We start from the raw sequence: 22,802 nt of genomic DNA, 5'->3' as shown, positions 1-22,802 counted from the left end.
TTTTTTCTTAGCTATAAAACTGTGGTTTTTCATCTACGACTTCCGCATGCCATTCATTCGATTGTTTTTCGAGAAGTGCAAATAACGCAGCCTGAATCATGTGTTGGGCAATCAAAGGCATATGATCACCTAATAAAGCTTTCACTTCATCATTAAATTGAATTTTCACAAGTGGCTCATCCTCGGATGCAGCGTGACGAAGCGCTAACTCGCCATTCTCAAGTTGCACCAATTCTAAAATTGCTTCTTGTGTTCCGAATAATTCTTTCAATTGCTCTATAGACATATACCCTCCATGATTCACATGGTGGCAAAATGCTGAATGCACTTTGCATAGCTTAGACTATTTTATATAAGTTCTAAAATTTATATTTCAAGTCTAATCGTTTAAAACTGTCATGATTACAATTAAAACTCAACCATTTCGTTACGAAAACCGTCAATAAGATGGGTTAAGTCACGATGCCACTCTCGAAGAATTTGAGTGTCTGGCAACCACGCTTGAGGTGTCTGCGTGACTTTAATAATAAGATTTGAAGAAGTCTCATCCTCAGGTTCTGGTGCACTTGGTTCAGGTGCATACTGGCACATACGATAAGCGCGCTTTAGTTCTGCAATAAAACCATCCTTTGCAAGATGCTGTAAAACGGTGATTTCTGGAGAAACTTGCCCTTTAGCGGCCATATGCTCTTCAATAGATTTTAATGTAGGTGAAAAATCATTTAAACGGTAATAACGAACCAACTCTTGCAAAAATGCCAAAACCGCTCCATGCAAATGAAAGACTGCCGCTTCACGATGGGCTTGAGCTTGTTGAATATGATCTGTCTGTTCTGCTTGCTGACATGATAGACGGGCAAAATAGAGTTTTTGATTAGTGCGATCTGCATGAAAACGAGCAACACGAGACATGAAAACTTCCTAGCAACATTTATGTCATACAACTTAAATGTTGGCGCCATATCACGCAATGCTTTTAAGAAAAAAATAAAGATTAATTTTAGATCAACAAGATTGATTGAAAGCTTGATGATTAATGCATACTGCTTAAAAAAAAGCCAGCCAAATACATGGCTGACCCTTTCGAATGAATCTAAGGTTATATTAGCGAACAATACCCTTAAAAATTCCTAATGGATTATAAGTCCCATCGCCTTTTTCATTGTCATAATGAAATTTGACCTGATCTTGATCACCACCTAACAGTGTTCCAGCCTTGTAAAGACCTTCTGAAATCGCAAGGAAGCCAACATCAATTGCTTGATGAACTGTACCAACACCAGGAATTAGGCTCAGTGGCTTCCAAATTGGAGCTTGAACATTCAATGTGCTCGAAAATAAGTTTGATGCGTTTTGAAGCGTGTCACCGATTAACGTACCTGCACCTGATACGATTTCTGTTTCTAGATGATTTAATTCTTGAATAGACATTTTTATAACCTTTTGGGGTTTTATAATGGAGCTTTTATACTACACACTTCACTCAAAATTATTCAATCTATTATTAATATATACTTCACAATAATTTGTATATAAATGTGATTTTAAGTGTATGTTTTTAATAAAAATATTAATATATAACAGAAATACATTTCAAAAACATGTCAATTCTTGAAAGTACAAAAGTCGGTCAAAAAAGCTAAAAAAGATTCATATTTATTAGTGAAATTAAATAAAATATAAAATAAAAAGGAGCAATAACTGCTCCTACTTTATTTAGACATCAAGTTATGCTTCTGGCTTTTCGTCTGCAGCTTTTACTCGAATACCTGCACCTTTAACTTTACGGGTGTTCAGCCCCTTAATTGCTTTCACAGCTTCACGGCCATGTGGCATCTCAACAAAGGCAAATCCTTTCGATTTTCCTGTTGCAGCATCTAACACCAATGTACATGAGTCTACTGTTCCAAACTGCTGAAATAACTCCAGAATCTCAGCTTCAGTAATGCTGCGCTCTAAGTTACGAACTAAAATTTTCATGAAAAAACCTTAAGAAGATAGGCAAAAAAACCAAAAAGTACGCGCCTACTCTACTTTTTGTATGAAACAATCTAGATAGTTTAATCGAGATCAATCCCAAAATCTAAATTAATCGACTGTCGCTCAATCAAAGCACTCTTAACCGTTTGCTGCCTGGTTTTATAATGTGTTTCACTTGTACACAAATGTCTTGAAAGATCATTAAGAAAATAGCTTTCAACTTTTCGTCCTTGCTCATCGACTTGTTCCCTTGCCCACGTCACCAAATTTTGCTTGGTTAAAATCAATTCATTTTGTGCACGGGTAAGTGCTACATAAAGCACACGGCGTTCTTCTTCAACTTCATCAAAATCCCCTTGAGCTCTTGCATGTGGATACTGACCAGGTGTCACATTCGCCACGTAACAAACTTTTTGTTCAGTTCCTTTAGCAGAATGTATCGTGATCAAGGTAACAACATCAGTATCTGACTGGCGTTCGATTTCACTGATTGAAACTGGATCAAGCACGTAGGCTTCTAAAAACTCACTTAACTGAGTATGTTTTGAAGCTAACTGTTTCACCAACTCAAAGTCTCCTTGACGACGCCCCCAATCCTTTTTGTAATTTTCACTCAACTGAATTTCTATTGCCTGAATTGCCAAGCTTACGCAAGCTTGAACTTCAGTCTTTATCACATTCAACTGCTTCATAATGAGTAGAGCCTCAGCAGGAATACGTCCAAATTTTTCTAGTTTTTCCGCAATGACGTCATCTTGAGGGTCCTGTAACAACTGTTGCGCTAAACGGCTTGCGCCAACATCACCGACCCCATCCCAAAGCGTCAAAAACCGCATCCATGCAATATCGTCTGAAGGATTGGCAATGACCCGTAGTAAACTCAGTAAATCCTTAACATGCGCAGTTTCAAGAAGTTTCATACCACCAATAAACCGATATGGGACATTGGCTGCAATGAAAGCTGCTTCAATATGACGAGCTGCAAAGCTTGAACGTACCAGAACCATATGATCGCGCCAAGGACTTCCCTCAAGCAAATGTCGCTCTTTAATATCTATGGCAATCCATTTTGCTTCATCAAACTCATTCGGGAAAATATGAATTTTAGGCTTTATGCCTGTACCTCGATACGCATTTAAGCGCTTGTCATATTTAATCTCACTTTGATCAAGCAACCAATTTGATAAATCTAAAATTTCTTGAGTAGATCGGTAGTTTTTTTCTAATTTAAAGATCTGTGCTGCTGGCACACGCTCTTTAAAATGATGAATGTTTTCGAAATCTGCTCCACGAAAACCATAAATCGATTGAGCATCATCCCCGACACAAAACAAACTTACTCGATCCTTTAAAGGCTCTAATAGCGCCCATTGCAATGGATTGGTGTCTTGCATTTCATCCACAAGCATATGTCTGCAAATCGAGGCCACATAATCGACTAGACCCTCAGACTGTGCTAAAGCTGATGCCACGATCGCAAGAATATCGTCATAATCAAGAAAGCTACGTGCCTGCTTTCGAGTTTCATATTCTTTCATGATTTCTGCAATCAGGTCTTTCATTGCTAAGAATTCAGGCATTTGCTTTTCTATGGCAACACTTAGCTTTTGACGCGTATTTCTAGCATATGAATACAGATCACATAATTCAGCAGGCTTCGGGAGCTGATTGGGATTCTTCTTATCATCTTTACCACGTATCAAACGAAACATCATGAGTTGATCATCACGATCAATAATTGAGAATTGCGCTAAGCTGAAAGCTTTTGGTATACGACGCAGCAAGTACATACAAAAAGTATGGAATGTTGATGCTCGTAATCCTTTTGCTTGTTCACCGAGTGCCAATTCGACACGCGCCACGATTTCACTGGCAGCACGACGCGTAAACGTCAAAATTTGAATTTGATTGGCGGGTACACCTTGATCAATGAGATAAGCAGCACGTGCCACAATCGTTTTGGTTTTACCACAGCCCGCACCCGCCAACACCAAACTATGTAAGGCTTCTGTGGTTGCAGCTTGTTTTTGTTGAGGATTTAATTCATCAATCAGGCTGTCTAAACTCATCGCTACTCATCAATTTTACAATAACAATAGTTTAACAGAGCTAGATTTAGAAAATACAAACACGCTTCAGTTTTAAACCTCAAAGCCCACTTACATAGAGAATTAGATATACTGCCTTACGATATTTTGTACCGTTAAATCTAAATTCTGAACTGCATTTTTCAAGGATTCTGACAAACTTTGATCCAGAGGATTAATACTACAGATGTGATGAAACCCTTGTTCGTACAATGGTTCTACCCCTTCACCAACTCTACCAGCGAATGCAAATACAGGCTTGTTGTGCCGATATGCGACTTGAGCAACGGCAAATGGGGTTTTACCAAATTGAGTCTGAGTATCAATTTTCCCTTCACCCGTAAATACATAATCAGCTTGCTCAATTTTTTCAGCCAATTGAGTTTCCTCAATGATTAATTCAGCACCAGATCGAATATCTGCGCCTGTAAATGCCATCAAACCAAATCCCAAACCACCTGCTGCACCAGCACCAGATCGATGACGTAAATCGACTAAAAGCTGCTGCTCTACCACCCCTGCAAAGTGCAATAAATTATGATCCAATACTTGCACCATTTCAGGTGTTGCCCCTTTTTGCGGACCAAAAATATAAGATGCGCCAAGTGGACCACATAATGGATTGTTTACATCTGAAGCAATAACAATATCTGTTTTAGTCAATCTTGGGTCGAGTTGTGACACATCAATGGAATCGATTTGGTTTAAGTTTCCACCTGTTGGCTCAAATGCTTCATGATATTGATTAATAAATTTCACGCCCAAAGCATGCGCCATACCAGCACCACCATCATTGGTCACACTCCCACCCAATCCGATGATGATCTTTTTCACACCGAATTCGAGAGCTGCGGCAATCAGTTGCCCTGTTCCTACAGTATTAGTGAACAAAGGATTTCTTAAATGAGGTGGTATGAGATGAATGCCATTGGCTTTCGCCATTTCAATGACTGCTGTTTGTCCCTGATCAATTAATCCAAAATGAGTCATGACACGCTGATTAGCGAATGGGCCTTGTACTTCGCACGCGATTTTTAATCCTGATTTTGCCATGACCAATGCATCAATGGTTCCTTCACCACCATCTGCCATTGGATTCAAAATACATTGTGCATCGGGTAAGACTTTATGGATTGCATTTTTCATAATCATGCATACCTGCTCAGCAGGCATGCTTTCTTTGAAAGAGTCGGGAGCCAAAATAAAAGTTTCTATCCTTTGCTGCATACTTTATTGCTATTCTCATATTTAAATTAATTCAGATACTTATTTATTACATTGAGATTTTCAATTTTTCAAATAGAACCCTTATATATTGTAATAAACTTACAATTCCCCAAAAAAAATAACGGTATAACAATGCAAAAATATCAAATATTTAAAAAAACTTTAGTGCTGTGTACATTCATTTTTGTATGTAATCAAGCTACCAGCTCGTCTGCAACCAATTCACACAGTAGTGAAAATATTCAATTATCAGCACTTTCAGCCAAATGGAAATGTACTGAAGAAATGGATTACATGGGTTATGCTGCGAAAAGCGAAATAGTGTCTGAGTTCAAACCAAATGGTCAATATTTTGAAAAAAATCAAATGACCTTTATTAAAGATAACGAGAAAGCAATTGCTTATACCCAATCTGAAGCTCAATGGAGTTTACAAGAACATATACTCACAATTGATCAAAATAAATTACTGAAATTTGAAATAGACAATGCTCAAGTTGAAGAGCAATTAAACCTTAAATCAGCTTTAGCTGATCCTGATGCTGTGAAATTACTAATTAAAAAACTCGATAACAAAGAAATGATTGCGAATTTCATTCTATTTGATACAGAAATAGAAAATCTCTCAAGAGTATGTGTAAGACAATAAATTTAATGTCATAAAAAAATGCTGACCTAAGTCAGCATTTTCTGTTATTTAAACGTTAAGCTTCAATCCATTTACCATCTTGGTAAATCAAAGACCATTTCGTTTGTTTACCTTCAGGCGTTTCAGAACCAATATATTGCGCTTGATTTTTACGACTAAACTTCACTAAAGTTGGGTTTCCATCAGGGTCAGTATCTGGCGCTTGCAGAATAAACTGATACTTTGGATCTAGCTGTTCAGCAACCGTACGCAATTCCGCAACCTTAGGAGCACGAGTTTCACGCACTTTAGGGAATTTACTTGCTGCTAAGAATAAGCCTGCTGCTCCATCACGTAATACGAAAAAGTCGTCATGTTTCGTTGAGCGCAAATGTTCCATTTTAATCGGGTCGACACGAGGAGGTGCTGGTTGACCATTCTTCAATACTTTACGTGTATTTTCACAGCTTGTGCAGGCAAAATAAGGACCAAAACGCCCTGTCTTTAACTGCATCTCACCATCACATTTGTCACATGGAATTGTTGGACCATCGTACCCTTTAATTTTGAACTCACCTTCTTCAAGCTCAAAACCTTCGCAGTCTGGATTGTTCCCACAAATATGAAGTTTACGACCACCATCAATAACGTAGCTATCCATTGCTGTTTCGCAAATTGGGCAACGTTTTTTCGACATTAAATCTGCGGTTTCTGCAGACTCATCATCAGATAATGCAGCCAAAGACTCTACTGGCGTTAAATTAAGTGTGCCTTTACAACGTTCTTTCGGTGGTAAGTTATAGCCAGAACAACCTAAGAATACACCTGTGGTACCGGTACGAATCTGCATCGGACGATCACATTCTTTACAATGCACAGCATCAACTTCAACAGGCTGATTACGGCGCATGCCATTTTCACCCTGTGCAGTAGTCAGACGTTTCTTAAAATCACCATAGAAACTATCTAATAACTCTTTCCAATTACGCTCACCATCCGCAACTTTATCCAGTTGACCTTCTAAATCTGCAGTAAATGCGTAGTTCATTAAGTTGTTAAAACTTTCATCCAAACGATCTGTAACAATTTCACCCATCTTCTCTGCATAGAGACGACGGTTATCCAATTTCACGTAACCACGATCTTGAATCGTTGAAATAATCGCTGCATAAGTCGAAGGACGACCAATACCTTTTTTCTCAAGCTCTTTCACCAAAGATGCTTCTGTGAAACGTGCAGGTGGTTTAGTGAAATGTTGCGAAGGATCTAACTTTTGAAGTTGTAGAACTTCACCCACTTTCACAGCAGGCAGTAAAACATCATCATCCGACTTGTTCTGGCCACGTACTTTCGTAAAGCCATCAAATACCAAAGTACGACCTTTAGCTTTAAGTTCTACACCGTTTGCATCGACCAAGATTGTCGAAGACAAATATTCAGCAGGTGTCATTTGACATGCAACAAACTGACGCCAAATCAGATCATATAGCCGCTGAGCATCGCGATCTACGCCCGCAAGCTGATCACCCTTCAACGCGACGTTTGATGGACGAATCGCTTCATGGGCTTCTTGCGCACCTGCTTTATTTCCAAAACGGTTTGGCTTTGCAGGAAGATATTTTTCACCATACTCGGTTTCGATATGTCCACGTACCATATTGACCGCATCATCACTCAAGAATGTAGAGTCGGTACGCATATAGGTAATATAACCTGCCTCATACAAGCGCTGTGCCATCGTCATTGTTTTCTTTACAGAGAAACCAAGTCGAGTACTTGCTGCTTGTTGTAAGGTCGATGTGATATAGGGTGCGCTCGGATTAACTTTGGTCGGTTTATCTTCACGGGCAGCAACTTTAAATTCAGCTTCTTTTAAAACATCCAATAAAGCATCTGTTTGTGCTTTGTTTTGAAGTTTTAATGTCTTACCTGACTGTTTGACTGCTTCTAAACGAATATCATCTTTTTTAGATTTGGTATCTGCAAAAACTTGCCAATATTCTTCAGGAATAAAAGCACGAATTTCTCGCTCACGCTCTACCACAAGTTTCGCAGCAACTGACTGTACACGACCCGCAGATAAACCACGTGCGATCTTCTCCCACAATAGTGGTGAAATCATAAAGCCAACAATACGATCAAGGAAACGGCGTGCTTGTTGCGCATTGACTTTATCAATGTCTAAACGAGCAGGCTGTTTAAATGCTTCTTGAATGGCATTTTTAGTAATTTCGTTGAAAACCACACGTCTATAACGAGAGTCATCACCACCAATGACTTCTTTTAAATGCCAAGCAATTGCTTCTCCTTCGCGGTCCAAATCGGTTGCGAGATAGACCTCGTCAACCTGCGAAGCAAGCTTTTTTAGTTCTGAAACAACATTTTCTTTACCAGGAAGCACTTCATAGTGTGCTTTCCAACCGTGCTCAGGGTCTACCCCCATACGATTAATCAGTGCCTGTTGAGCTTTTTCAGCTTTCTCTTCAGCAGTCTGTTTGGTACGTGTTACTGGTTTCTTTTCCGTACTTTTTGAAGCACCTGTTGGTAAGTCACGGACATGACCCACAGATGATTTCACAATGTAGTTTGAACCTAAGTATTTATTAATGGTCTTCGCTTTAGCAGGCGACTCGACGATCACTAAAGCACGTTTTTTTCCAGCTTCTGACGATTGAGCTGTAGCGCTTTTGGATGTGGACTTAGGAGCATTCGCCATAGTGAACCGTTATTCCTATAAGATTAAAAAAATTAAATTTCAGCCAATTTATGTAAAAGTGCTTTCATTTCATCAAGTTGTGTAGCGTGAAGATCTTCTTCTTCATTCCAGTACAAACCGACGCAATTAGACTGCATATCAATAGCATAAATCCCTTTTAATGCAATGGGGAAATCATTAAATTTCTCATTTCCGTGAACAACATTGAGTTTTTCATTTTCAACCAAAGCGCGCATTAAAGGTAGGCGACCATCAGGAATGATAACGCTGTAATACGCCACCATACTGGCACGATTTTCTGATGCCATTGGAATATTGGTCCATGAAGGTGCAGCAATCAAACGTGGGTGTAATCCCATTTTTCGCGCTTTCTCACGCATAATCCCCAAAGCTTTTTCTCTTGGATTTACACGTAATCCGAAGATCGAGCCCAGCACAAACACAACGATAAGAATCGTTATCCAAAGTCCAGCATTTTCCATAGTTCACCTTTTGCTTCTTATATTAGAGTTGCATAAGCCGAATATAAAAGGCAAGTTGAAAATTAAAAATACGATTTATAGCGGCATGAAACCAGTATTGAGACCTGAACCAAATAAGGCACGATGTGGTATAACCCACCTAAGCACAGTGCAACTGAAATAAAAAAAAGCGATAAAATCATCGCTTTTTTCCTAGGCATATTTTAGTTCAAAAACATCTCATGGCTATAAAGTACTTCATGACCATTCCAATAAATATATCCCTTATCAATCATTTCCTTAAGCAATAACCGCACATCTGATTTTGGAAATAGTTGTTCTAATAAATCACGCAGTTCATAAATATCTTTAGGCTTTCCGGATTTTAAAGCATTCAATTTTTGGATGACTTCCAGCTGGACAGGATCTATTTTTTCAAAATTTTTAAACAAATCACTCTGAATATGTTGAATGTCTTGTGACTCTTCAATTTCAGCTAAAATGTCTTTTGCTTCGATATGTAGCTTCGCCAATAACGCATCTACCTGACCAAGCTTGTGGTCTGCTACTACATCTTCATCAACATTCATATCCAATTGAGCCCACTGCTTTAATACCTTTTTACGAAAGGAAATTTGCTCACCTTCTTTTTTAACTACCTTTAAATTAATCAGCATGCCGATCAATTTAGCGCTGTGCTCGTCATTTATTCTCAACGTATTCTCGATCGAGTTTTTAAGCTTAGCTAAGGTGTTGGGCTTCCCTTCCATACGAACCACAACATCACAATACTGCTTTACTTTAAATAAATCATGATTTTGACGAATAGTTTCAACTGAAGGCACGTTGTATTTGAGTTTTGACACAGGTTGCTCTGGTTGTACCTGTATCAAATTACATTGAATGCCAGAAGCTCGCATCATGTCAGCCAACATGGTGCTACAGTCTCGTGCAGAAATCACATCAATCTCTGCGCCATGCTCAACCAATGCCAAGATTTGCCCCACAATCACAGCGTACTCAAATTCTTTTTCTTTTGCCTCAAGCATTTCTAAAATGACAATTTGACCACTACTAATCCAACTCGCAAATTCAGTCAAATCAGTGAGACTGTAATGAAAACTCCCTTTCGAATGAAATAGATAGGTCGTGGTGTAATGTTGCACAATCTCCCGAAATAACGTCGAAGTCGGCATGTTATTTTCAAGATCTATTAGGACAACTTTAGCGCTCATAGGATAAGATTCAGAATTCGGCAAGTGAAAAGACTATTACAACGACCTTCATATCAAAGGTCAAACTATTTACGCATACTTCTTGATAAATAATCAGTATTTATGTCACGTCTTAATAATGTGGCGGTTTATCCAAAATTGGATCAAATGGAGCAACACCATCGTCAGCATGAGTAGCTTCAACACGTTGATACAAAATTTGCATTTGTTTCTTTAAATCGCTGATTTCACGGCTTTGTAATGCAATTTGAATATTTAACTGATCAACTAATTCATCTAAAAATGCAATTCGGACTTGCAAATCTTCTATGGGTGCGGAAAATGACGCCTGCTCATTTAGATTTTTTTGATTCGACATTATAAGTCCTCATCAGGGGATTTCAGGAAACATTATGGCCTATATTACCTTAAGGGACGTCCAACTCGCATTTGGTGGACCGTACTTACTCGACGGCGCGAATTTTAGTTTAGAGCGCGGCGAACGAGTGTGTTTGATTGGCCGTAATGGTGAGGGTAAGTCTACTTTACTTAAACTCATTGATGGAAGTTTATTGCCTGACGCTGGTGAAGTTTCCCTGCAAAATGGTATTACCATTTCTATGCTGGCTCAAGACGTGCCAATGGACTCGGGACGTGTTGCAGATATTGTGGCAGATGGCGCAGGTGAAGCAGCTTCTGTTCTTAGAGCTTATCACGAAGCAAGCGAAGCTTGCGTACTTGGTGATATGGAAGCTTGCGATCGCATGGGTAACTTGCAACATAAAATGGATCAATTAGATGGTTGGGCACTTGAAACTAAAGTGAATTCAATCCTCAGTAAAATGGGACTTGATCCTGATGCTGATTTAGCTGATCTTTCAGGTGGTCGTAAACGTCGTGTGCTTCTTGCACGCGCACTACTCACCCAACCTGATGTTTTGTTACTCGACGAACCAACGAACCATTTAGATGTTGAAAGTATCGAGTGGTTAGAAAAATTCTTACTCGATCAAAATAATCTAACATTACTCTTCATTTCGCATGACCGTTCATTTGTAGACAGTATTGCTACACGTATTGTGGAACTGGATCGTGGCATCTTACGCAGTTATGAAGGGAACTATTCACGTTACCTCGAACTCAAAGCTGCACAGATGGAAGCAGAAGAAAAACAAAATGCGCTGTTCGATAAAAAGTTAGCAGAAGAAGAAGTTTGGATTCGTCAAGGTATTAAAGCACGTCGTACCCGTAACGAAGGTCGTGTGCGTGCCTTAAAAGCATTACGAGAAGAATCTAAAGCCCGCCGTTCGCAGCAAGGCAAAGTGAGCATGGCCACCCAAGATGCTCAACGTTCAGGCAAAGTGGTCTTCGAAATTGAAAACCTCAGTGTGCAATTTGGCGACAATCCTCCAATTATCAAAAACTTTAACGCATTGGTGCTACGCGGTGACCGTATTGGTCTAGTCGGTGACAACGGTGTCGGTAAAACCACGCTGATCAAAGCAATTTTGGGTCAACAAGAACACTCAGGTACGGTCAAAACAGGGACACAACTCGAAGTGGCTTATTTTGACCAGCTTCGTAACGTGCTCGATCTTGAAAAATCGGTAAAAGACAACGTGGCCGAAGGGTCAGACTTTGTCGATATCAATGGCGGACGTCGTCATATCTATAGCTATTTACAAGATTTCTTGTTCTCCCCTGAGCGTGCTCGTACACCTGTAAAAGCCCTTTCTGGTGGTGAACGTAACCGCATTTTATTAGCGAAATTACTGCTTAAACCATCGAACCTCATCGTGATGGATGAGCCAACCAATGACTTGGATATGGTGACGCTTGAGCTGCTTGAAGAGATGCTCAGTGATTACAAAGGAACTTTATTGTTGATCTCGCATGACCGTGCCTTTATGGACAATGTCGTGACCTCAACTTGGGTATTCGATGGCAAAGGCAATATCGATGAATATGTCGGTGGTTATCAAGACTACCTCATGCAACGTCCTGATCAAACTGTAGTCGATCAGAAATCTGCGGTGAAGAAAGCAGCTGCAAAAGCTGAAGCGGCGGCAACCCCTGCACCAGCGGTTAAAAAAGTAAAACTAAGCTATAAAGATCAACGTGCTTTAGAACAACTTCCTGCTGAAATGGAAGCTTTGGAAAAGGAACAAGCCGAGATTAATGCACTTTTAGCAGATGGTTCTTTATTTGTGTCAGATAGTAACAAAGCAACTCAACTTTCAATTCGACTTACTGAAATTGATGAGCTACTTTTAGAGAAATTAGAACGCTGGGAAGCGCTTGAAAGTCTTGCGAATGGTAGCTGATTACCCTAGTAAATAAAAAACTCCGCGCTTGCGGAGTTTTTTTTGTCAAGATTGATCACGCTAAACCAATTACTGCAACCAATGCTGCTAGCACACCTACAATCTTTTTACCTTGTGGAACAAATTTCACCATCAATGCCCCTAAACCCAGTCCAAGTGCATAAATCATTGCCATGGCAGTAATCATGCCTAAAATCTGAACGCCAACATTTCCATTCATCGCTAATTCAGCTCCGTGTGCTGAACCATGAAAAACTGATAGAAACACTGCTGCAACTGGAAAAATTCTGTTCGATTTGGTCCATAAACTTACAGCTAAGATGAACAATGAACTTACAATTCCAATTTCTGCAACGCCAGTCGGAATAATGCCATGTGCACCTAAACTGAATCCAGCAACGAGCGCTGTAAGCAAGCCCCATGCCCCAATCATCTTCCAAATTTTAGACATGCTCCACATCAAGACGCCTAAACTGAGTACCATCATCAAATGATCCAATCCTGTAAACGGATGAATGAAGCCCGTCCAAAAATTAACGTCATGGTGATGATGGCCTGGATGTGCCATTACAAGGCTCGGAACACCTGCCAGAATGAATAGACCGAATTTATTGCATTGTTTCATCCTTTAAGCCCTCTTGTTTAAGCTTTGAATAAACCTTGTTTTTCAATAAAACTGATAATCTCGTTTAAACCCTCTTCAGTTTTCATGTTTGAAAACAAGAACGGTTTATCTCCTCGCATACGCTTGGCATCTTGGTCCATCACCTGCAAATTCGCTCCAACCATTGGCGCCAAATCTGTTTTATTGATAATCAGTAAGTCCGACTTGGTAATGCCTGGACCGCCTTTACGTGGAATTTTTTCACCACCAGCAACATCAATCACATATAGCGTCAGATCAGACAGTTCAGGGCTAAACGTTGCTGCCAAATTATCGCCACCACTTTCAATGATAATTAACTCCAGACCATCAAACTTTTCACATAAGTCATCAATCGCTGCCAAATTGATTGAGGCATCTTCACGAATAGCCGTATGAGGGCAACCGCCAGTTTCCACCCCCACAATACGATCGGGTGACATGGCTTCATGACGAGTTAAGAAGTTGGAATCTTCTTTGGTATAAATATCATTGGTCACCACCGCCATATTGTATTTATTACGCAATGCACGGCATAAATTTAAAGTCAGTGCTGTTTTACCAGATCCGACTGGTCCACCAATTCCGACACGTAAAGGAGAACGTTCTGACATGATTGATTCCTTATGATAATTTTTAAGATCTAAATAAACGCGAATATTGTGTTTCATGAGACATGCTGAGCATGGCATATTGAGGTAAGGCACTGCTAAGTTGATGATCTTCTATACACATTGCATGCGTTATGGCATCTGGGACTAAGCCATGTAAATGCCACAAAATTCGTTGACCACTCATCTGACCGAGCGGCACAGTTTTGACTGCGCCAAGCACTTGGTTTTCTAAAACAGTAAACGTATACGCCGTTAAAACATCTTCGATATTCAGATCCAATCGCCCACATAACTGAGCATATACAGGTACAAATCCAAGTTGTTTTTTGACCGTAACGGTCATTTTCAATACATCTTTAATCCATGCGTTCAAGGAAAATGCCAACTGCTGAGATTCAGCTAATAACTCACGACTTTCACGACTAGCACGATAGAACTGCGCCCAATGATTAAACTGCTGTTCATCATCATGGGCCTGCATCAAACGCTTCAATACAGGTAGCTCAAAACGAACCAAAAGCATTTCCAGAACTTCTTCGAAGTACGCAATACTGGATTGCTCATTATGGATCAAACCTTGATCGATCGCACTTTCAACACCTTGCGAATAGCAATAAGCGCCTACAGGCAAAGCTGTAGAGGACAAAGTTAACAGTTTGAGTAAGTGAGCTGCATTAGTGATGCGCATGAGCATGAATCGCTTTGATTGGGCTGAGACGATGATCATGTCCATGCTGAGCATAAGCACCACTTTCTGGCTCAAATGGATGATCCACTTCAGTCACTATTAAACCCAATCCTTCGACCATTTCTGCTAAGACATGATCAGGTTCAAAATATAATGCATGAGGAGTGAGCATAAGAGGGACATGACGATTCCCTAAATGATAGGCTGCTTTCAAAAGCTCAAATTCAGATGAAGCTTGGACACACATTAGGCGTTCAGGCAAAGCATCCACCCGCAGTAAGTCACCTGATTCAGTTGCTATAAATGATCCTCCGCGAAGAATACCTGTACGCGGTAAATCTGCACCAATATCGCCCCCTGAAGCTAAAGTTGCACGAAAACGGCTCTTTTGTCGTGTATCAAAGTTGAGTTGCACAGTTTCGAAAGCTTGATCTTCTGTCACTGCTTCTATTCTTTGAGTATAGATTTTCATGCCTTTCCTATTGTCACTTGAATACTTTGCTTTAATTTCAACTCGCGAAATGTCTTGTTCAACATCAATCCATTTACGCATCAAAATTAAGCATTATTCATGCCAACATGAAATCTATTGGTGCATCCCCTTCTTTCTTATTAAATAATATTCAATGATCTATAAAAATGTTTAAGCCCAGATCACCAAGATTGCTGCAATTACAACTAAGGCTAATCCCAAATGTTCGGCCTTCGCTAACTTTTCTTTAAAGAAATAAGCTGAAATCAACAAACTAAATAAGATTTCAATTTGTCCAAGTGTTTTCACCACTGGGACACTCATCATACTCATGGCAGTAAACCATCCGAGAGATGCCACAAAACTACATACACTGACTTTAAAGGTCAATCCTAGACGTTGCCACATCGCCAGCAGCGTTTGACGACTGAATAAACTGAGATACAAAAGCATACTCAAACATTGAAAGCCAATCACCGACAGTAATACCCATGCAGCACGATGAATTGTTGGCAACATTGTTAGTTCAAGACTTGCCTCTCTGACCAATAATGAAGTGATGGCAAAGCACAAACCACTTCCGATGCCAATCACCAGTGTTTTGGGTGAAAATCCAGTAAAACCATGCCCCCGACTCAACAGAAACACAGCAAAACCACCCAGTAACACCCCAAACCATGCCAACCATGACAAATGATCAGAGAGAAAAGCAACGCCAATGATTGCAGCTAAGATCGCTTCACTTTTAGCCAGTCCCACGCCAATGGCATAGTTTTTTTGTTTAAATAACTGCACCATCAATGCAGTGGCTAAAATTTGGCTAATGCCTGCGATAAAAATATAAATCCAATATTTTGTCGTAAATTGAACAGTCGCTGTTACAGGTGAGAAATGATAAAGGCTACTCAAATAAATCAATGCAAAAGGAAAGGCGAAGATAAAGCGTGCAAGGGTCACGCCCCATACATCGACAGTGGTACTCAGTTGTTTTTGAAAAGCATTGCGCCAAGCCTGCATAAAAGCAGCCATGAGGGTAAAGAGAATCCAACTGAACGCCATAAAAATATCACTTTAATGAGTAGGACTGACGGGTTTTATTCTATGCCTCATCCAGTGTAATGACTAATCAAAAAAGGATTGTATGTAGATAGCATAAAGTTTGAAATATCTAAACTTAGAGACCTTTAGATGTTTGTAGCGGATTATATAGTTTCAACTTTGAATTATAAGTCACAAAACAAGAACAGATTTGAATAACAATACAAATTTATAAATTATGAATCTATGTTGAATTAAGGGATTATCTTGTATAAATATTGACTTTTTCTCACTGGTATAGAGGTTTTAGAGAAATAAAATAGGTTTTCTTCACTATAGTGATAGGTAAAATCCCCTATAAATGTGAATGATTTTTTATTTAAATTACATGTTTTGAAACATTTGAAAGTTAGCGTTGTCATATCGCTGTTGTACTTTGTAGAACACAGAGCAGCTAGATGTGCACAATCATGAATATTAAAAGTAACCCAATCATCGGCGTGGGCATCATGTTGATGGATCAACGTCAAAAAGTTCTATTGGGTTATAGAAACAAAAATGATGAGCCTGCCTCATGGTGTTTTCCGGGTGGAAAAATGGATGCGCATGAATCATTTGAGGATGCTGCAGTACGCGAATTGTTAGAGGAAACTGCTTTAGATCTAAGTCAATATATTGAATCTATTCAACCCTTAAATACGATCATTGATCAGAATGCTGTGGCAGTAAAAGTTACGTTCGGAACGATTTATCAACTTTTAGATGAACGTTTAAAAACTCAAATTTGCGTGACAGAACCTGAGATTTTTGAGCGTTGGGAATGGTTTAGCATTGATGAACTTCCACAACCACTTTTTCCTGAAACTGAAGTCATGATTAGACATTGGCTCAAGCAATTTCAAGATAAAAAATGGTCTGTATATTCCTTGTCCAAGAATGATTAGTTTTAATAAATTAATTTCAAAATTATTTTATAAAAGTATCTTTATTTATTTCATATAAAATATGATTTTCAAGAATATGCCCTGTAGGTAATTCTGGATGCTTGAATTGCTTAACTTCGGTCATACCTAGCCTTTTCATAACTGCTTCTGAAGGCTTATTTGTCAAAGCTGTAAATGCAACTACTTTATTTAAATTAAGCTCTTCAAAAGCATATAACAATGCAGCTCTTGCACCTTCTGTTGCGTACCCCATTCCCCAATATCTTTTTAATAACCGCCATCCAATTTCAACACATGGAGAAAATTCGAATAACACTGGTTGATTGTGCAATCCAATAAAACCAATAAACTCACTAGTATCTTTCAACTCTACAGCCCAAAAGCCCCACCCGTTTCGTTCAATTAACTCATAAATTTTTTCCGCCATCTCAATACTCTGTTGTGGGGTCAAAACTTCATGAAAATATTTCATAACATCTGGATCTAAACCCATTTTTATAAAAGATGAGTAATCTGCTTCCTTCCATTGTCTTAATATTAGTCTCTCAGTTTCAATCATTAGAGTACCTCTATGAATCTATTAAATTTAATATTTTTTGTGCTTGGAAAACTTCTAATATCGATTAAATTTAAAATTTATATATTTTAATTCAGTGTTTAATTTCTTTTAGCAAACGCGTTTATTCCGCTGAAATTTTTATGTATTTAAAATAAATCGATGAATTCTATCTAATGATAAAGTCTTATTAATTACATAAGACTTTATCACCTATCACAGTAATTATCTTTTCTAGAGACAACTTTAAAACAAGAAATACCGCTGTGCCATCGGCAATACTTCCGCAGGCTCACAGGTTAGCAATTTCCCATCGGCTCGCACTTCATAAATTTCAGGATCAACCTCCATCACAGGACAATAGGTATTTAGTTTCATATCTTTCTTCTGAATATCGCGTGTACCTTTACATGGACTGATCAACTTTTTCAGACCCAATTTTTCATGTACACCTGCCCCAATGGCGACTTGGGATAAAAAGGTGATACAGGTGTTATGCACACCGCGCGCATTTGCCCCAAACATCGGACGATAATGCACAGGCTGTGGTGTTGGAATCGAAGCGTTAATATCTCCCATCGGCGCAGCTGCAATCATGCCACCTTTAATAATCATCGAAGGCTTCACCCCAAAAAATGCAGGCTTCCACAACACTAAATCTGCAAGTTTCCCCACTTCAACCGAGCCAATTTCATGGCTTAAACCATGCGTAATGGCAGGGTTAATTGTATATTTGGCGATATAACGTTTGACCCGATTATTGTCATGCGTGGCATTGTCACCTTCTAAAGGACCCCGCTGTATTTTCATTTTATGTGCGGTTTGCCATGTGCGAATCACCACTTCACCAACTCTCCCCATCGCTTGCGAGTCTGATGACATCATGGCAATGGCACCTAAGTCCTGCAAAATATCTTCTGCTGCAATGGTTTCACGTCGAATACGACTTTCCGCAAATGCCACATCTTCAGAAATCGCAGGGTCTAAATGGTGACACACCATCAGCATATCCAAATGCTCATCAATGGTGTTGATGGTATACGGACGAGTTGGATTGGTGGAAGATGGCAACACATTCGGCTGACCAATGGCTTTTAAAATATCAGGGGCATGTCCACCGCCTGCGCCTTCGGTATGGTAGGTGTGAATGGTACGATTTTTAAATGCAGCCAAGGTTTCTTCCAAGAAACCGCTTTCATTTAACGTGTCAGTATGAATGGCCACCTGCACATCAAACTCATCGGCAACGGTCAGACACGTATCAATCGCTGCAGGGGTTGAACCCCAATCTTCATGTAGCTTTAAACCTACTACCCCTGCACGAATTTGCTCACGAATTGGGTCGGGCTGACTTAGGTTTCCCTTACCGAGTAGACCAATATTCATCGGTAAATCATCTATGGCTTGAAGCATTGTCCCAATATGCCAAGGCCCCGGTGTCACTGTTGTTGCAGAAGTCCCTGCCGCAGGGCCTGTACCACCACCAATCATGGTGGTCACACCGGACATCAGTGCGGTTTCAACTTGCTGCGGGCAAATCCAATGAATATGCGTATCGACACCGCCCGCGGTGAGAATCTGTCCTTCACCAGCGATCACTTCCGTCGCTGCACCAAGTGGAATGGTGATATCGGGCTGAATATCTGGATTTCCCGCTTTCCCAATTTTCCAAATGCGACCGCTCTTTAAACCGACATCAGCTTTGACAATACCCCACCAATCCACAATCAGCGCATTGGTAATGACCGTATCCGCAACATCTTCAGCCAACAGTTGTGATTGTCCCATGCCATCACGAATCACTTTACCACCGCCAAACTTCACTTCCTCACCATAGGTAGTGAGGTCTTGCTCAACTTCAATAAACAGCTCAGTATCCGCGAGACGAACTCGATCACCTACCGTTGGACCAAACATTTCCGCATAAGCACGGCGTGACATTTTCATTATTATTTTCCCTTAATCCAACTTACCCATAACACGACCCGCAAAGCCATACACCTCACGCTTACCTGCGAGTGCAACAAGTTCAATATCTCGACTCTGTCCTGGCTCAAAACGCACCGCTGTACCTGCAGCAATATTCAGTCGATATCCTCGTGCTAACTCACGATCAAACTGCAACGCATCATTCGCTTCAGCAAAGTGATAATGTGACCCAACCTGAATCGGTCGATCCCCTGCATTTGCTACCGTCATTTTGAGCGTTGCCCGTCCGACATTCATTTCAATGTCTGTATCGGACGTAATGATTTCACCTGGAATCATATTTAATTTTTCCTCTCAGACATCACACAATCGGTTGATGTACAGTGACCAGTTTTGAACCATCAGGAAATGTCGCTTCCACTTGGACCTCTGCGATCATTTCAGCCACGCCTTCCATTACTTCATCCCGTTTTAGCAATGTTGTTCCAAAATGCATGAGGTCACTCACACTCATTCCTTCACGTGCACCTTCTAATAGTGCGGCAGAAATATAAGCCACTGCTTCTGGATAATTCAGCTTTAATCCACGGGCCTTGCGTCTTTCCGCTACAAGCCCCGCAGTAAAAATCAGCATTTTGTCTTTTTCTGTAGGTGTTAGTTCCATAATGCTTTCCTCACTATCTTTAAATATTGATGCAAGATGTGTGCTCAAATGTTTGTGTTAAAACAACTTAACTATGTTGCTATGACAAGAATAAATTTATGTGCGCCAAATTCTTGGGAACTCTTCATCAAGATCAAACCAATAACGACGAAGCTTTGCACGAATTGCAGCAAATGCATCATGACACTCACGTACATCATCTCCGAGATAACGTGCGGTTACGACGTAATCGAGTAACGTCAATGTGACGTTAATATTCATACGCATGATTAATTCACGAATTTGATCAATATGTTGATCAAGATAGAAATTTGACCGGTATTGTTCTGGAGGCACTGCCCAAAAACTGGCCATCACTGCATGACCGTTCATCCCTAAACAGGACTTTAACCAACGATCATTGCCTTTAAAATTTAAACAGTCTGCAACCAATATTTTCTGATTTTGATAAAGCTGAAATTTATTTTGGTAAGCACCCTGCGAGAAGGTTTCATGTCTTGCTTGCCGTCCAATCACCAACATATCCCAACCGATAAAACTGGCAGCAGCGTCCAAATGTACGATTGTTTCTGAATTTGCATTCGCACCATTAAAGAGCATCGTCTCTTGAGGAAGCCATTCGAAAATCGCCTCATCTTGGACATGAATATGAATATGTTGAAATGCTTGTTTAAGATTGGTTTTGTACCACTTCCCTGCGCCAGGTGTGGTAACCAAAGCATGCGAATCCTGATCTATTTTTATTTCAAAGGTAAGATGATCTCCACCAGCAATTCCAGCAGGTGGATGAACAATAATGGCGTGACATACTCCTGTTTTTTCAGGCCACAGCATCTTTTGCACGCGAACAGGTCCAAAGTGCTTACGATGCGCCAAAATTGTGCGATTTGAATCTTTGGTAAAACCTAACTCTAATTTAGCAAACCAATACTGTGCATTTTTGACTGGCTCATTGAACAATACTTGATTCATTCACGGTCATCTTCGTATTCATATCATTTTCAGTAAATGTTCTGCAAAAATTGCACCAAGTTTGCTCAAGCTAATTTTGGTTAAAGGTTCTTAGGCACTTAATGTTGATATTGATGAGTAATTCATGTGAAAAATCTAAGAACGTTTTTCTAAAGAATCCGATTGTTGCCTTCGCCGAAAAAAAACAGTTCGTGCTAATATAGTGAATTACCTTAAATTGTTATCAAGTTTGAATATGAGTAAACAGAAAAACTACCAACCGGGAGAGTTCCAGTGGTCTTTCTTAATGCCAAAATATTGGGGCATTTGGATTGGTATTATATTTCTGATGCTCCTTGCGATATTACCTTGGGCAATTCAGCATCGTTTAGCGTATCTGATGGGAAATATAGCTTTCAAATACTTGCGTTCACGTCGTGAAACAACTTTAAGAAATTTAGAAGTCTGCTTTCCTGAATGGATGCCCGAACTCCGTTATGAAAATGCTCGCCAAGTCTTTATTGATCAAATGATCGGTGTTTTTGAAACACTGAATGCTTGGTATTGTCCCAAATGGTTTAAAGATCGTGTAACGATTGAAGGTTTAGAACATATTCAACAAGTGCAAGCTGAAGGGCGTGGGGCTTTACTACTTGGTACACACTCTACCCTACTCGATGCAGGTGGGTATGTATGTGCCCAGTATTTTGATCCAGATGTCGTGTATCGTCCGCAAAATAATCCATTGCTAGATATGCTGATTTACCGTTGTCGTGCCACGATTTATACCCATCAAATCGACCATGATGATATGCGTGGATTAGTCCGTCATTTAAAAGAAGGACGACCTATTTGGTATAGTCCCGACCAAGATTTTGGTCTTAAACAAGGTGTTATGGCGCCCTTTTTTGGTGTACCCGCAGCCACTGTAACTGCACATCGCCGTATATTAAAAATAACCAAAGCTGCCGCGATTCCACTTTACTTCTACCGTAAAGGTGATATTACAAATCCGAAATATCATATTTTGATTGAACCTGCGTTAGACAATATGCCAAGTGAAGATGAAATTGCAGACGCGACACGAACAAATTTGATTATTGAAAATCAACTTCGTTTAGCACCAACCCAATATATGTGGTTCCACCGTAGATTTAAAACACGTCCCGAAGGTTTTGAAAAAATTTATTAAAAAAAGCGGCTGAGCCGCTTTTTTATTGTGTTTCTAATACATCTGAATTTTTATCAGTATCAGGCTTTTTCGCCTCTACCATCTTATAGCGGTTGATACGACCTAACTCATCTTTTAAAGTCATATGCTGCATGTCCAAGACATTTAATATCAGCTTTTCTGAAGTTTTATTTTGATTCTGATCTGTCCAATTTACATTGAACTCCGTACCTAAACGAGTCCATTGATTTGCATGAATTTCACCGACAGCAACAGGGGTTATAAATTTTGGTACTTTTCCGTTGAGATCAATTTGAATCTCTTTTAAATCCACCCTTGGACACTGCTCAGCAAAACATTGATAGGCTGTTGGTTCAGGCGTTACTTTTTGAGCAAAAGACTGTGCTTTAGCTTCTTTAGCTTCTTTAGCTTCTTTAGCTTCTTTAGCTTCTTTAGCTTCTTTAGCTTCTTTAGCTTCTTTAGCTTCTTTAGCTTC

Annotated in this window: 25 protein-coding genes; 4 read left to right on the top strand and 21 right to left on the bottom strand. The window is 39.8% G+C overall.

Features of this window, described 5'->3' with window-relative positions:
* Window positions 1–7 precede the first annotated feature (7 nt).
* From AC1M9F_RS08830 to AC1M9F_RS08805, 6 genes are all read right to left on the bottom strand, one after another.
* On the bottom strand, window positions 8–286 hold the full coding sequence (locus AC1M9F_RS08830; protein ID WP_035266758.1) for a hypothetical protein: 279 nt from the start codon (window positions 284–286) through the stop codon (window positions 8–10).
* A gap of 122 nt (window positions 287–408) precedes the next feature.
* Window positions 409–912, bottom strand: a complete 504-nt coding sequence (locus AC1M9F_RS08825) for a DUF6586 family protein (protein WP_035266761.1) — start codon at window positions 910–912, stop codon at window positions 409–411.
* A gap of 192 nt (window positions 913–1,104) precedes the next feature.
* On the bottom strand, window positions 1,105–1,431 hold the full coding sequence (locus AC1M9F_RS08820; protein WP_035266764.1) for a hypothetical protein: 327 nt from the start codon (window positions 1,429–1,431) through the stop codon (window positions 1,105–1,107).
* 297 nt (window positions 1,432–1,728) lie between these two features.
* A complete protein-coding gene (locus AC1M9F_RS08815) occupies window positions 1,729–1,980 on the bottom strand; it encodes an RNA recognition motif domain-containing protein (RefSeq protein ID WP_035266766.1) in 252 nt (83 codons plus the stop codon).
* Between the two features lie 80 nt (window positions 1,981–2,060).
* Window positions 2,061–4,049, bottom strand: a complete 1,989-nt coding sequence (locus tag AC1M9F_RS08810; protein WP_481597578.1) for an ATP-dependent helicase — start codon at window positions 4,047–4,049, stop codon at window positions 2,061–2,063.
* 102 nt (window positions 4,050–4,151) lie between these two features.
* Window positions 4,152–5,294 carry a glycerate kinase family protein gene (locus tag AC1M9F_RS08805; RefSeq protein WP_481597577.1) on the bottom strand — a complete coding sequence of 381 codons (1,143 nt, stop codon included), beginning with the start codon at window positions 5,292–5,294 and terminating at the stop codon, window positions 4,152–4,154.
* A 132-nt stretch (window positions 5,295–5,426) separates the two neighbouring features.
* On the opposite strand from AC1M9F_RS08805, the gene AC1M9F_RS08800 reads away from it, so the two are divergent.
* Window positions 5,427–5,942, top strand: coding sequence for a hypothetical protein (locus AC1M9F_RS08800; RefSeq protein ID WP_481588666.1), 516 nt, complete (start codon window positions 5,427–5,429; stop codon window positions 5,940–5,942).
* Window positions 5,943–5,997: 55 nt separating this feature from the next.
* Here AC1M9F_RS08800 and topA read toward each other — a convergent pair whose 3' ends face one another.
* The 4 genes from topA to AC1M9F_RS08780 all read right to left on the bottom strand — a co-directional run bounded on the left by topA (window position 5,998) and on the right by AC1M9F_RS08780 (window position 10,691).
* Window positions 5,998–8,637, bottom strand: a complete 2,640-nt coding sequence (topA, locus tag AC1M9F_RS08795; protein ID WP_481591572.1) for a type I DNA topoisomerase — start codon at window positions 8,635–8,637, stop codon at window positions 5,998–6,000.
* A 32-nt stretch (window positions 8,638–8,669) separates the two neighbouring features.
* Complete coding sequence (locus AC1M9F_RS08790; protein ID WP_481587602.1) at window positions 8,670–9,119, bottom strand: ammonium transporter; 450 nt, start codon at window positions 9,117–9,119, stop codon at window positions 8,670–8,672.
* A gap of 203 nt (window positions 9,120–9,322) precedes the next feature.
* The gene (locus AC1M9F_RS08785; protein ID WP_035266782.1) at window positions 9,323–10,333 is read right to left on the bottom strand and encodes a hypothetical protein; all 1,011 of its coding nucleotides are present in this window, start codon (window positions 10,331–10,333) and stop codon (window positions 9,323–9,325) included.
* 112 nt (window positions 10,334–10,445) lie between these two features.
* A complete protein-coding gene (locus tag AC1M9F_RS08780) occupies window positions 10,446–10,691 on the bottom strand; it encodes a SlyX family protein (protein ID WP_035266784.1) in 246 nt (81 codons plus the stop codon).
* Between the two features lie 34 nt (window positions 10,692–10,725).
* On the opposite strand from AC1M9F_RS08780, the gene AC1M9F_RS08775 reads away from it, so the two are divergent.
* Window positions 10,726–12,636: an ATP-binding cassette domain-containing protein gene (locus AC1M9F_RS08775; RefSeq protein ID WP_481597576.1), complete on the top strand. Its 1,911-nt coding sequence runs from the start codon at window positions 10,726–10,728 to the stop codon at window positions 12,634–12,636.
* Window positions 12,637–12,691: 55 nt separating this feature from the next.
* Here the strand turns inward: AC1M9F_RS08775 and AC1M9F_RS08770 are convergent, their stop codons facing one another.
* The 5 genes from AC1M9F_RS08770 to AC1M9F_RS08750 form a co-directional block, all read right to left on the bottom strand.
* A complete protein-coding gene (locus tag AC1M9F_RS08770) occupies window positions 12,692–13,261 on the bottom strand; it encodes a HupE/UreJ family protein (protein ID WP_481597575.1) in 570 nt (189 codons plus the stop codon).
* A 17-nt stretch (window positions 13,262–13,278) separates the two neighbouring features.
* Window positions 13,279–13,893: an urease accessory protein UreG gene (gene ureG, locus AC1M9F_RS08765; RefSeq protein ID WP_481597574.1), complete on the bottom strand. Its 615-nt coding sequence runs from the start codon at window positions 13,891–13,893 to the stop codon at window positions 13,279–13,281.
* A 22-nt stretch (window positions 13,894–13,915) separates the two neighbouring features.
* Window positions 13,916–14,581: an urease accessory protein UreF gene (locus tag AC1M9F_RS08760; RefSeq protein WP_481597573.1), complete on the bottom strand. Its 666-nt coding sequence runs from the start codon at window positions 14,579–14,581 to the stop codon at window positions 13,916–13,918.
* On the bottom strand, window positions 14,568–15,053 hold the full coding sequence (gene ureE / locus AC1M9F_RS08755) for an urease accessory protein UreE (protein WP_481597572.1): 486 nt from the start codon (window positions 15,051–15,053) through the stop codon (window positions 14,568–14,570). Before ureE ends, AC1M9F_RS08760 begins: the two co-directional genes overlap by 14 nt.
* A gap of 171 nt (window positions 15,054–15,224) precedes the next feature.
* Complete coding sequence (locus AC1M9F_RS08750; protein WP_481597571.1) at window positions 15,225–16,112, bottom strand: DMT family transporter; 888 nt, start codon at window positions 16,110–16,112, stop codon at window positions 15,225–15,227.
* A gap of 449 nt (window positions 16,113–16,561) precedes the next feature.
* On the opposite strand from AC1M9F_RS08750, the gene AC1M9F_RS08745 reads away from it, so the two are divergent.
* Window positions 16,562–17,035, top strand: coding sequence for a nucleotide triphosphate diphosphatase NUDT15 (locus tag AC1M9F_RS08745; RefSeq protein ID WP_481597570.1), 474 nt, complete (start codon window positions 16,562–16,564; stop codon window positions 17,033–17,035).
* Window positions 17,036–17,057: 22 nt separating this feature from the next.
* On the opposite strand, the gene AC1M9F_RS08740 is transcribed toward AC1M9F_RS08745, so the two are convergent.
* The 5 genes from AC1M9F_RS08740 to AC1M9F_RS08720 form a co-directional block, all read right to left on the bottom strand.
* A complete protein-coding gene (locus AC1M9F_RS08740) occupies window positions 17,058–17,594 on the bottom strand; it encodes a GNAT family N-acetyltransferase (protein ID WP_481597569.1) in 537 nt (178 codons plus the stop codon).
* Window positions 17,595–17,837: 243 nt separating this feature from the next.
* Complete coding sequence (ureC, locus tag AC1M9F_RS08735) at window positions 17,838–19,538, bottom strand: urease subunit alpha (RefSeq protein WP_481597568.1); 1,701 nt, start codon at window positions 19,536–19,538, stop codon at window positions 17,838–17,840.
* Between the two features lie 12 nt (window positions 19,539–19,550).
* Window positions 19,551–19,859, bottom strand: coding sequence for an urease subunit beta (locus tag AC1M9F_RS08730; protein WP_035270651.1), 309 nt, complete (start codon window positions 19,857–19,859; stop codon window positions 19,551–19,553).
* Window positions 19,860–19,881: 22 nt separating this feature from the next.
* The gene (ureA, locus tag AC1M9F_RS08725; RefSeq protein WP_481597567.1) at window positions 19,882–20,184 is read right to left on the bottom strand and encodes an urease subunit gamma; all 303 of its coding nucleotides are present in this window, start codon (window positions 20,182–20,184) and stop codon (window positions 19,882–19,884) included.
* Window positions 20,185–20,280: 96 nt separating this feature from the next.
* Window positions 20,281–21,156, bottom strand: a complete 876-nt coding sequence (locus AC1M9F_RS08720; RefSeq protein ID WP_481597566.1) for an urease accessory protein UreD — start codon at window positions 21,154–21,156, stop codon at window positions 20,281–20,283.
* A gap of 235 nt (window positions 21,157–21,391) precedes the next feature.
* Between AC1M9F_RS08720 and AC1M9F_RS08715 the strand changes: the two genes are divergently transcribed.
* A complete protein-coding gene (locus AC1M9F_RS08715) occupies window positions 21,392–22,327 on the top strand; it encodes an LpxL/LpxP family acyltransferase (RefSeq protein WP_481597565.1) in 936 nt (311 codons plus the stop codon).
* Between the two features lie 22 nt (window positions 22,328–22,349).
* Here the strand turns inward: AC1M9F_RS08715 and AC1M9F_RS08710 are convergent.
* Window positions 22,350–22,802 (bottom strand): hypothetical protein (locus AC1M9F_RS08710; RefSeq protein WP_481597564.1); only part of this gene is annotated, 453 nt, incomplete at its 5' end.

The sequence above is a fragment of the Acinetobacter sp. ANC_7504 genome, assembly GCF_056779995.1.
The sequence above is the reverse complement of the archived record's forward strand: the minus strand, read 5'-3'. Positions and strand labels throughout refer to the sequence as shown.

What these genes read in the sequence shown, in the direction of transcription:
- ureG (WP_481597574.1), bottom strand. Translation starts at nt 13,893, where the DNA reads ATGTCAGAACGTTCTCCTTTACGTGTCGGAATTGGTGGACCAGTCGGA.
- AC1M9F_RS08775 (WP_481597576.1), top strand. Translation starts at nt 10,726, where the DNA reads ATGGCCTATATTACCTTAAGGGACGTCCAACTCGCATTTGGTGGACCG.
- AC1M9F_RS08745 (WP_481597570.1), top strand. Translation starts at nt 16,562, where the DNA reads ATGAATATTAAAAGTAACCCAATCATCGGCGTGGGCATCATGTTGATG.
- AC1M9F_RS08760 (WP_481597573.1), bottom strand. Translation starts at nt 14,581, where the DNA reads ATGCGCATCACTAATGCAGCTCACTTACTCAAACTGTTAACTTTGTCC.
- AC1M9F_RS08785 (WP_035266782.1), bottom strand. Translation starts at nt 10,333, where the DNA reads ATGAGCGCTAAAGTTGTCCTAATAGATCTTGAAAATAACATGCCGACT.
- AC1M9F_RS08730 (WP_035270651.1), bottom strand. Translation starts at nt 19,859, where the DNA reads ATGATTCCAGGTGAAATCATTACGTCCGATACAGACATTGAAATGAAT.
- topA (WP_481591572.1), bottom strand. Translation starts at nt 8,637, where the DNA reads ATGGCGAATGCTCCTAAGTCCACATCCAAAAGCGCTACAGCTCAATCG.
- AC1M9F_RS08770 (WP_481597575.1), bottom strand. Translation starts at nt 13,261, where the DNA reads ATGAAACAATGCAATAAATTCGGTCTATTCATTCTGGCAGGTGTTCCG.
- AC1M9F_RS08790 (WP_481587602.1), bottom strand. Translation starts at nt 9,119, where the DNA reads ATGGAAAATGCTGGACTTTGGATAACGATTCTTATCGTTGTGTTTGTG.
- AC1M9F_RS08830 (WP_035266758.1), bottom strand. Translation starts at nt 286, where the DNA reads ATGTCTATAGAGCAATTGAAAGAATTATTCGGAACACAAGAAGCAATT.
- AC1M9F_RS08780 (WP_035266784.1), bottom strand. Translation starts at nt 10,691, where the DNA reads ATGTCGAATCAAAAAAATCTAAATGAGCAGGCGTCATTTTCCGCACCC.
- AC1M9F_RS08800 (WP_481588666.1), top strand. Translation starts at nt 5,427, where the DNA reads ATGCAAAAATATCAAATATTTAAAAAAACTTTAGTGCTGTGTACATTC.
- ureA (WP_481597567.1), bottom strand. Translation starts at nt 20,184, where the DNA reads ATGGAACTAACACCTACAGAAAAAGACAAAATGCTGATTTTTACTGCG.
- AC1M9F_RS08750 (WP_481597571.1), bottom strand. Translation starts at nt 16,112, where the DNA reads ATGGCGTTCAGTTGGATTCTCTTTACCCTCATGGCTGCTTTTATGCAG.
- ureE (WP_481597572.1), bottom strand. Translation starts at nt 15,053, where the DNA reads ATGAAAATCTATACTCAAAGAATAGAAGCAGTGACAGAAGATCAAGCT.
- AC1M9F_RS08720 (WP_481597566.1), bottom strand. Translation starts at nt 21,156, where the DNA reads ATGAATCAAGTATTGTTCAATGAGCCAGTCAAAAATGCACAGTATTGG.
- AC1M9F_RS08825 (WP_035266761.1), bottom strand. Translation starts at nt 912, where the DNA reads ATGTCTCGTGTTGCTCGTTTTCATGCAGATCGCACTAATCAAAAACTC.
- AC1M9F_RS08810 (WP_481597578.1), bottom strand. Translation starts at nt 4,049, where the DNA reads ATGAGTTTAGACAGCCTGATTGATGAATTAAATCCTCAACAAAAACAA.
- ureC (WP_481597568.1), bottom strand. Translation starts at nt 19,538, where the DNA reads ATGAAAATGTCACGCCGTGCTTATGCGGAAATGTTTGGTCCAACGGTA.
- AC1M9F_RS08820 (WP_035266764.1), bottom strand. Translation starts at nt 1,431, where the DNA reads ATGTCTATTCAAGAATTAAATCATCTAGAAACAGAAATCGTATCAGGT.
- AC1M9F_RS08715 (WP_481597565.1), top strand. Translation starts at nt 21,392, where the DNA reads ATGAGTAAACAGAAAAACTACCAACCGGGAGAGTTCCAGTGGTCTTTC.
- AC1M9F_RS08740 (WP_481597569.1), bottom strand. Translation starts at nt 17,594, where the DNA reads ATGATTGAAACTGAGAGACTAATATTAAGACAATGGAAGGAAGCAGAT.
- AC1M9F_RS08815 (WP_035266766.1), bottom strand. Translation starts at nt 1,980, where the DNA reads ATGAAAATTTTAGTTCGTAACTTAGAGCGCAGCATTACTGAAGCTGAG.
- AC1M9F_RS08805 (WP_481597577.1), bottom strand. Translation starts at nt 5,294, where the DNA reads ATGCAGCAAAGGATAGAAACTTTTATTTTGGCTCCCGACTCTTTCAAA.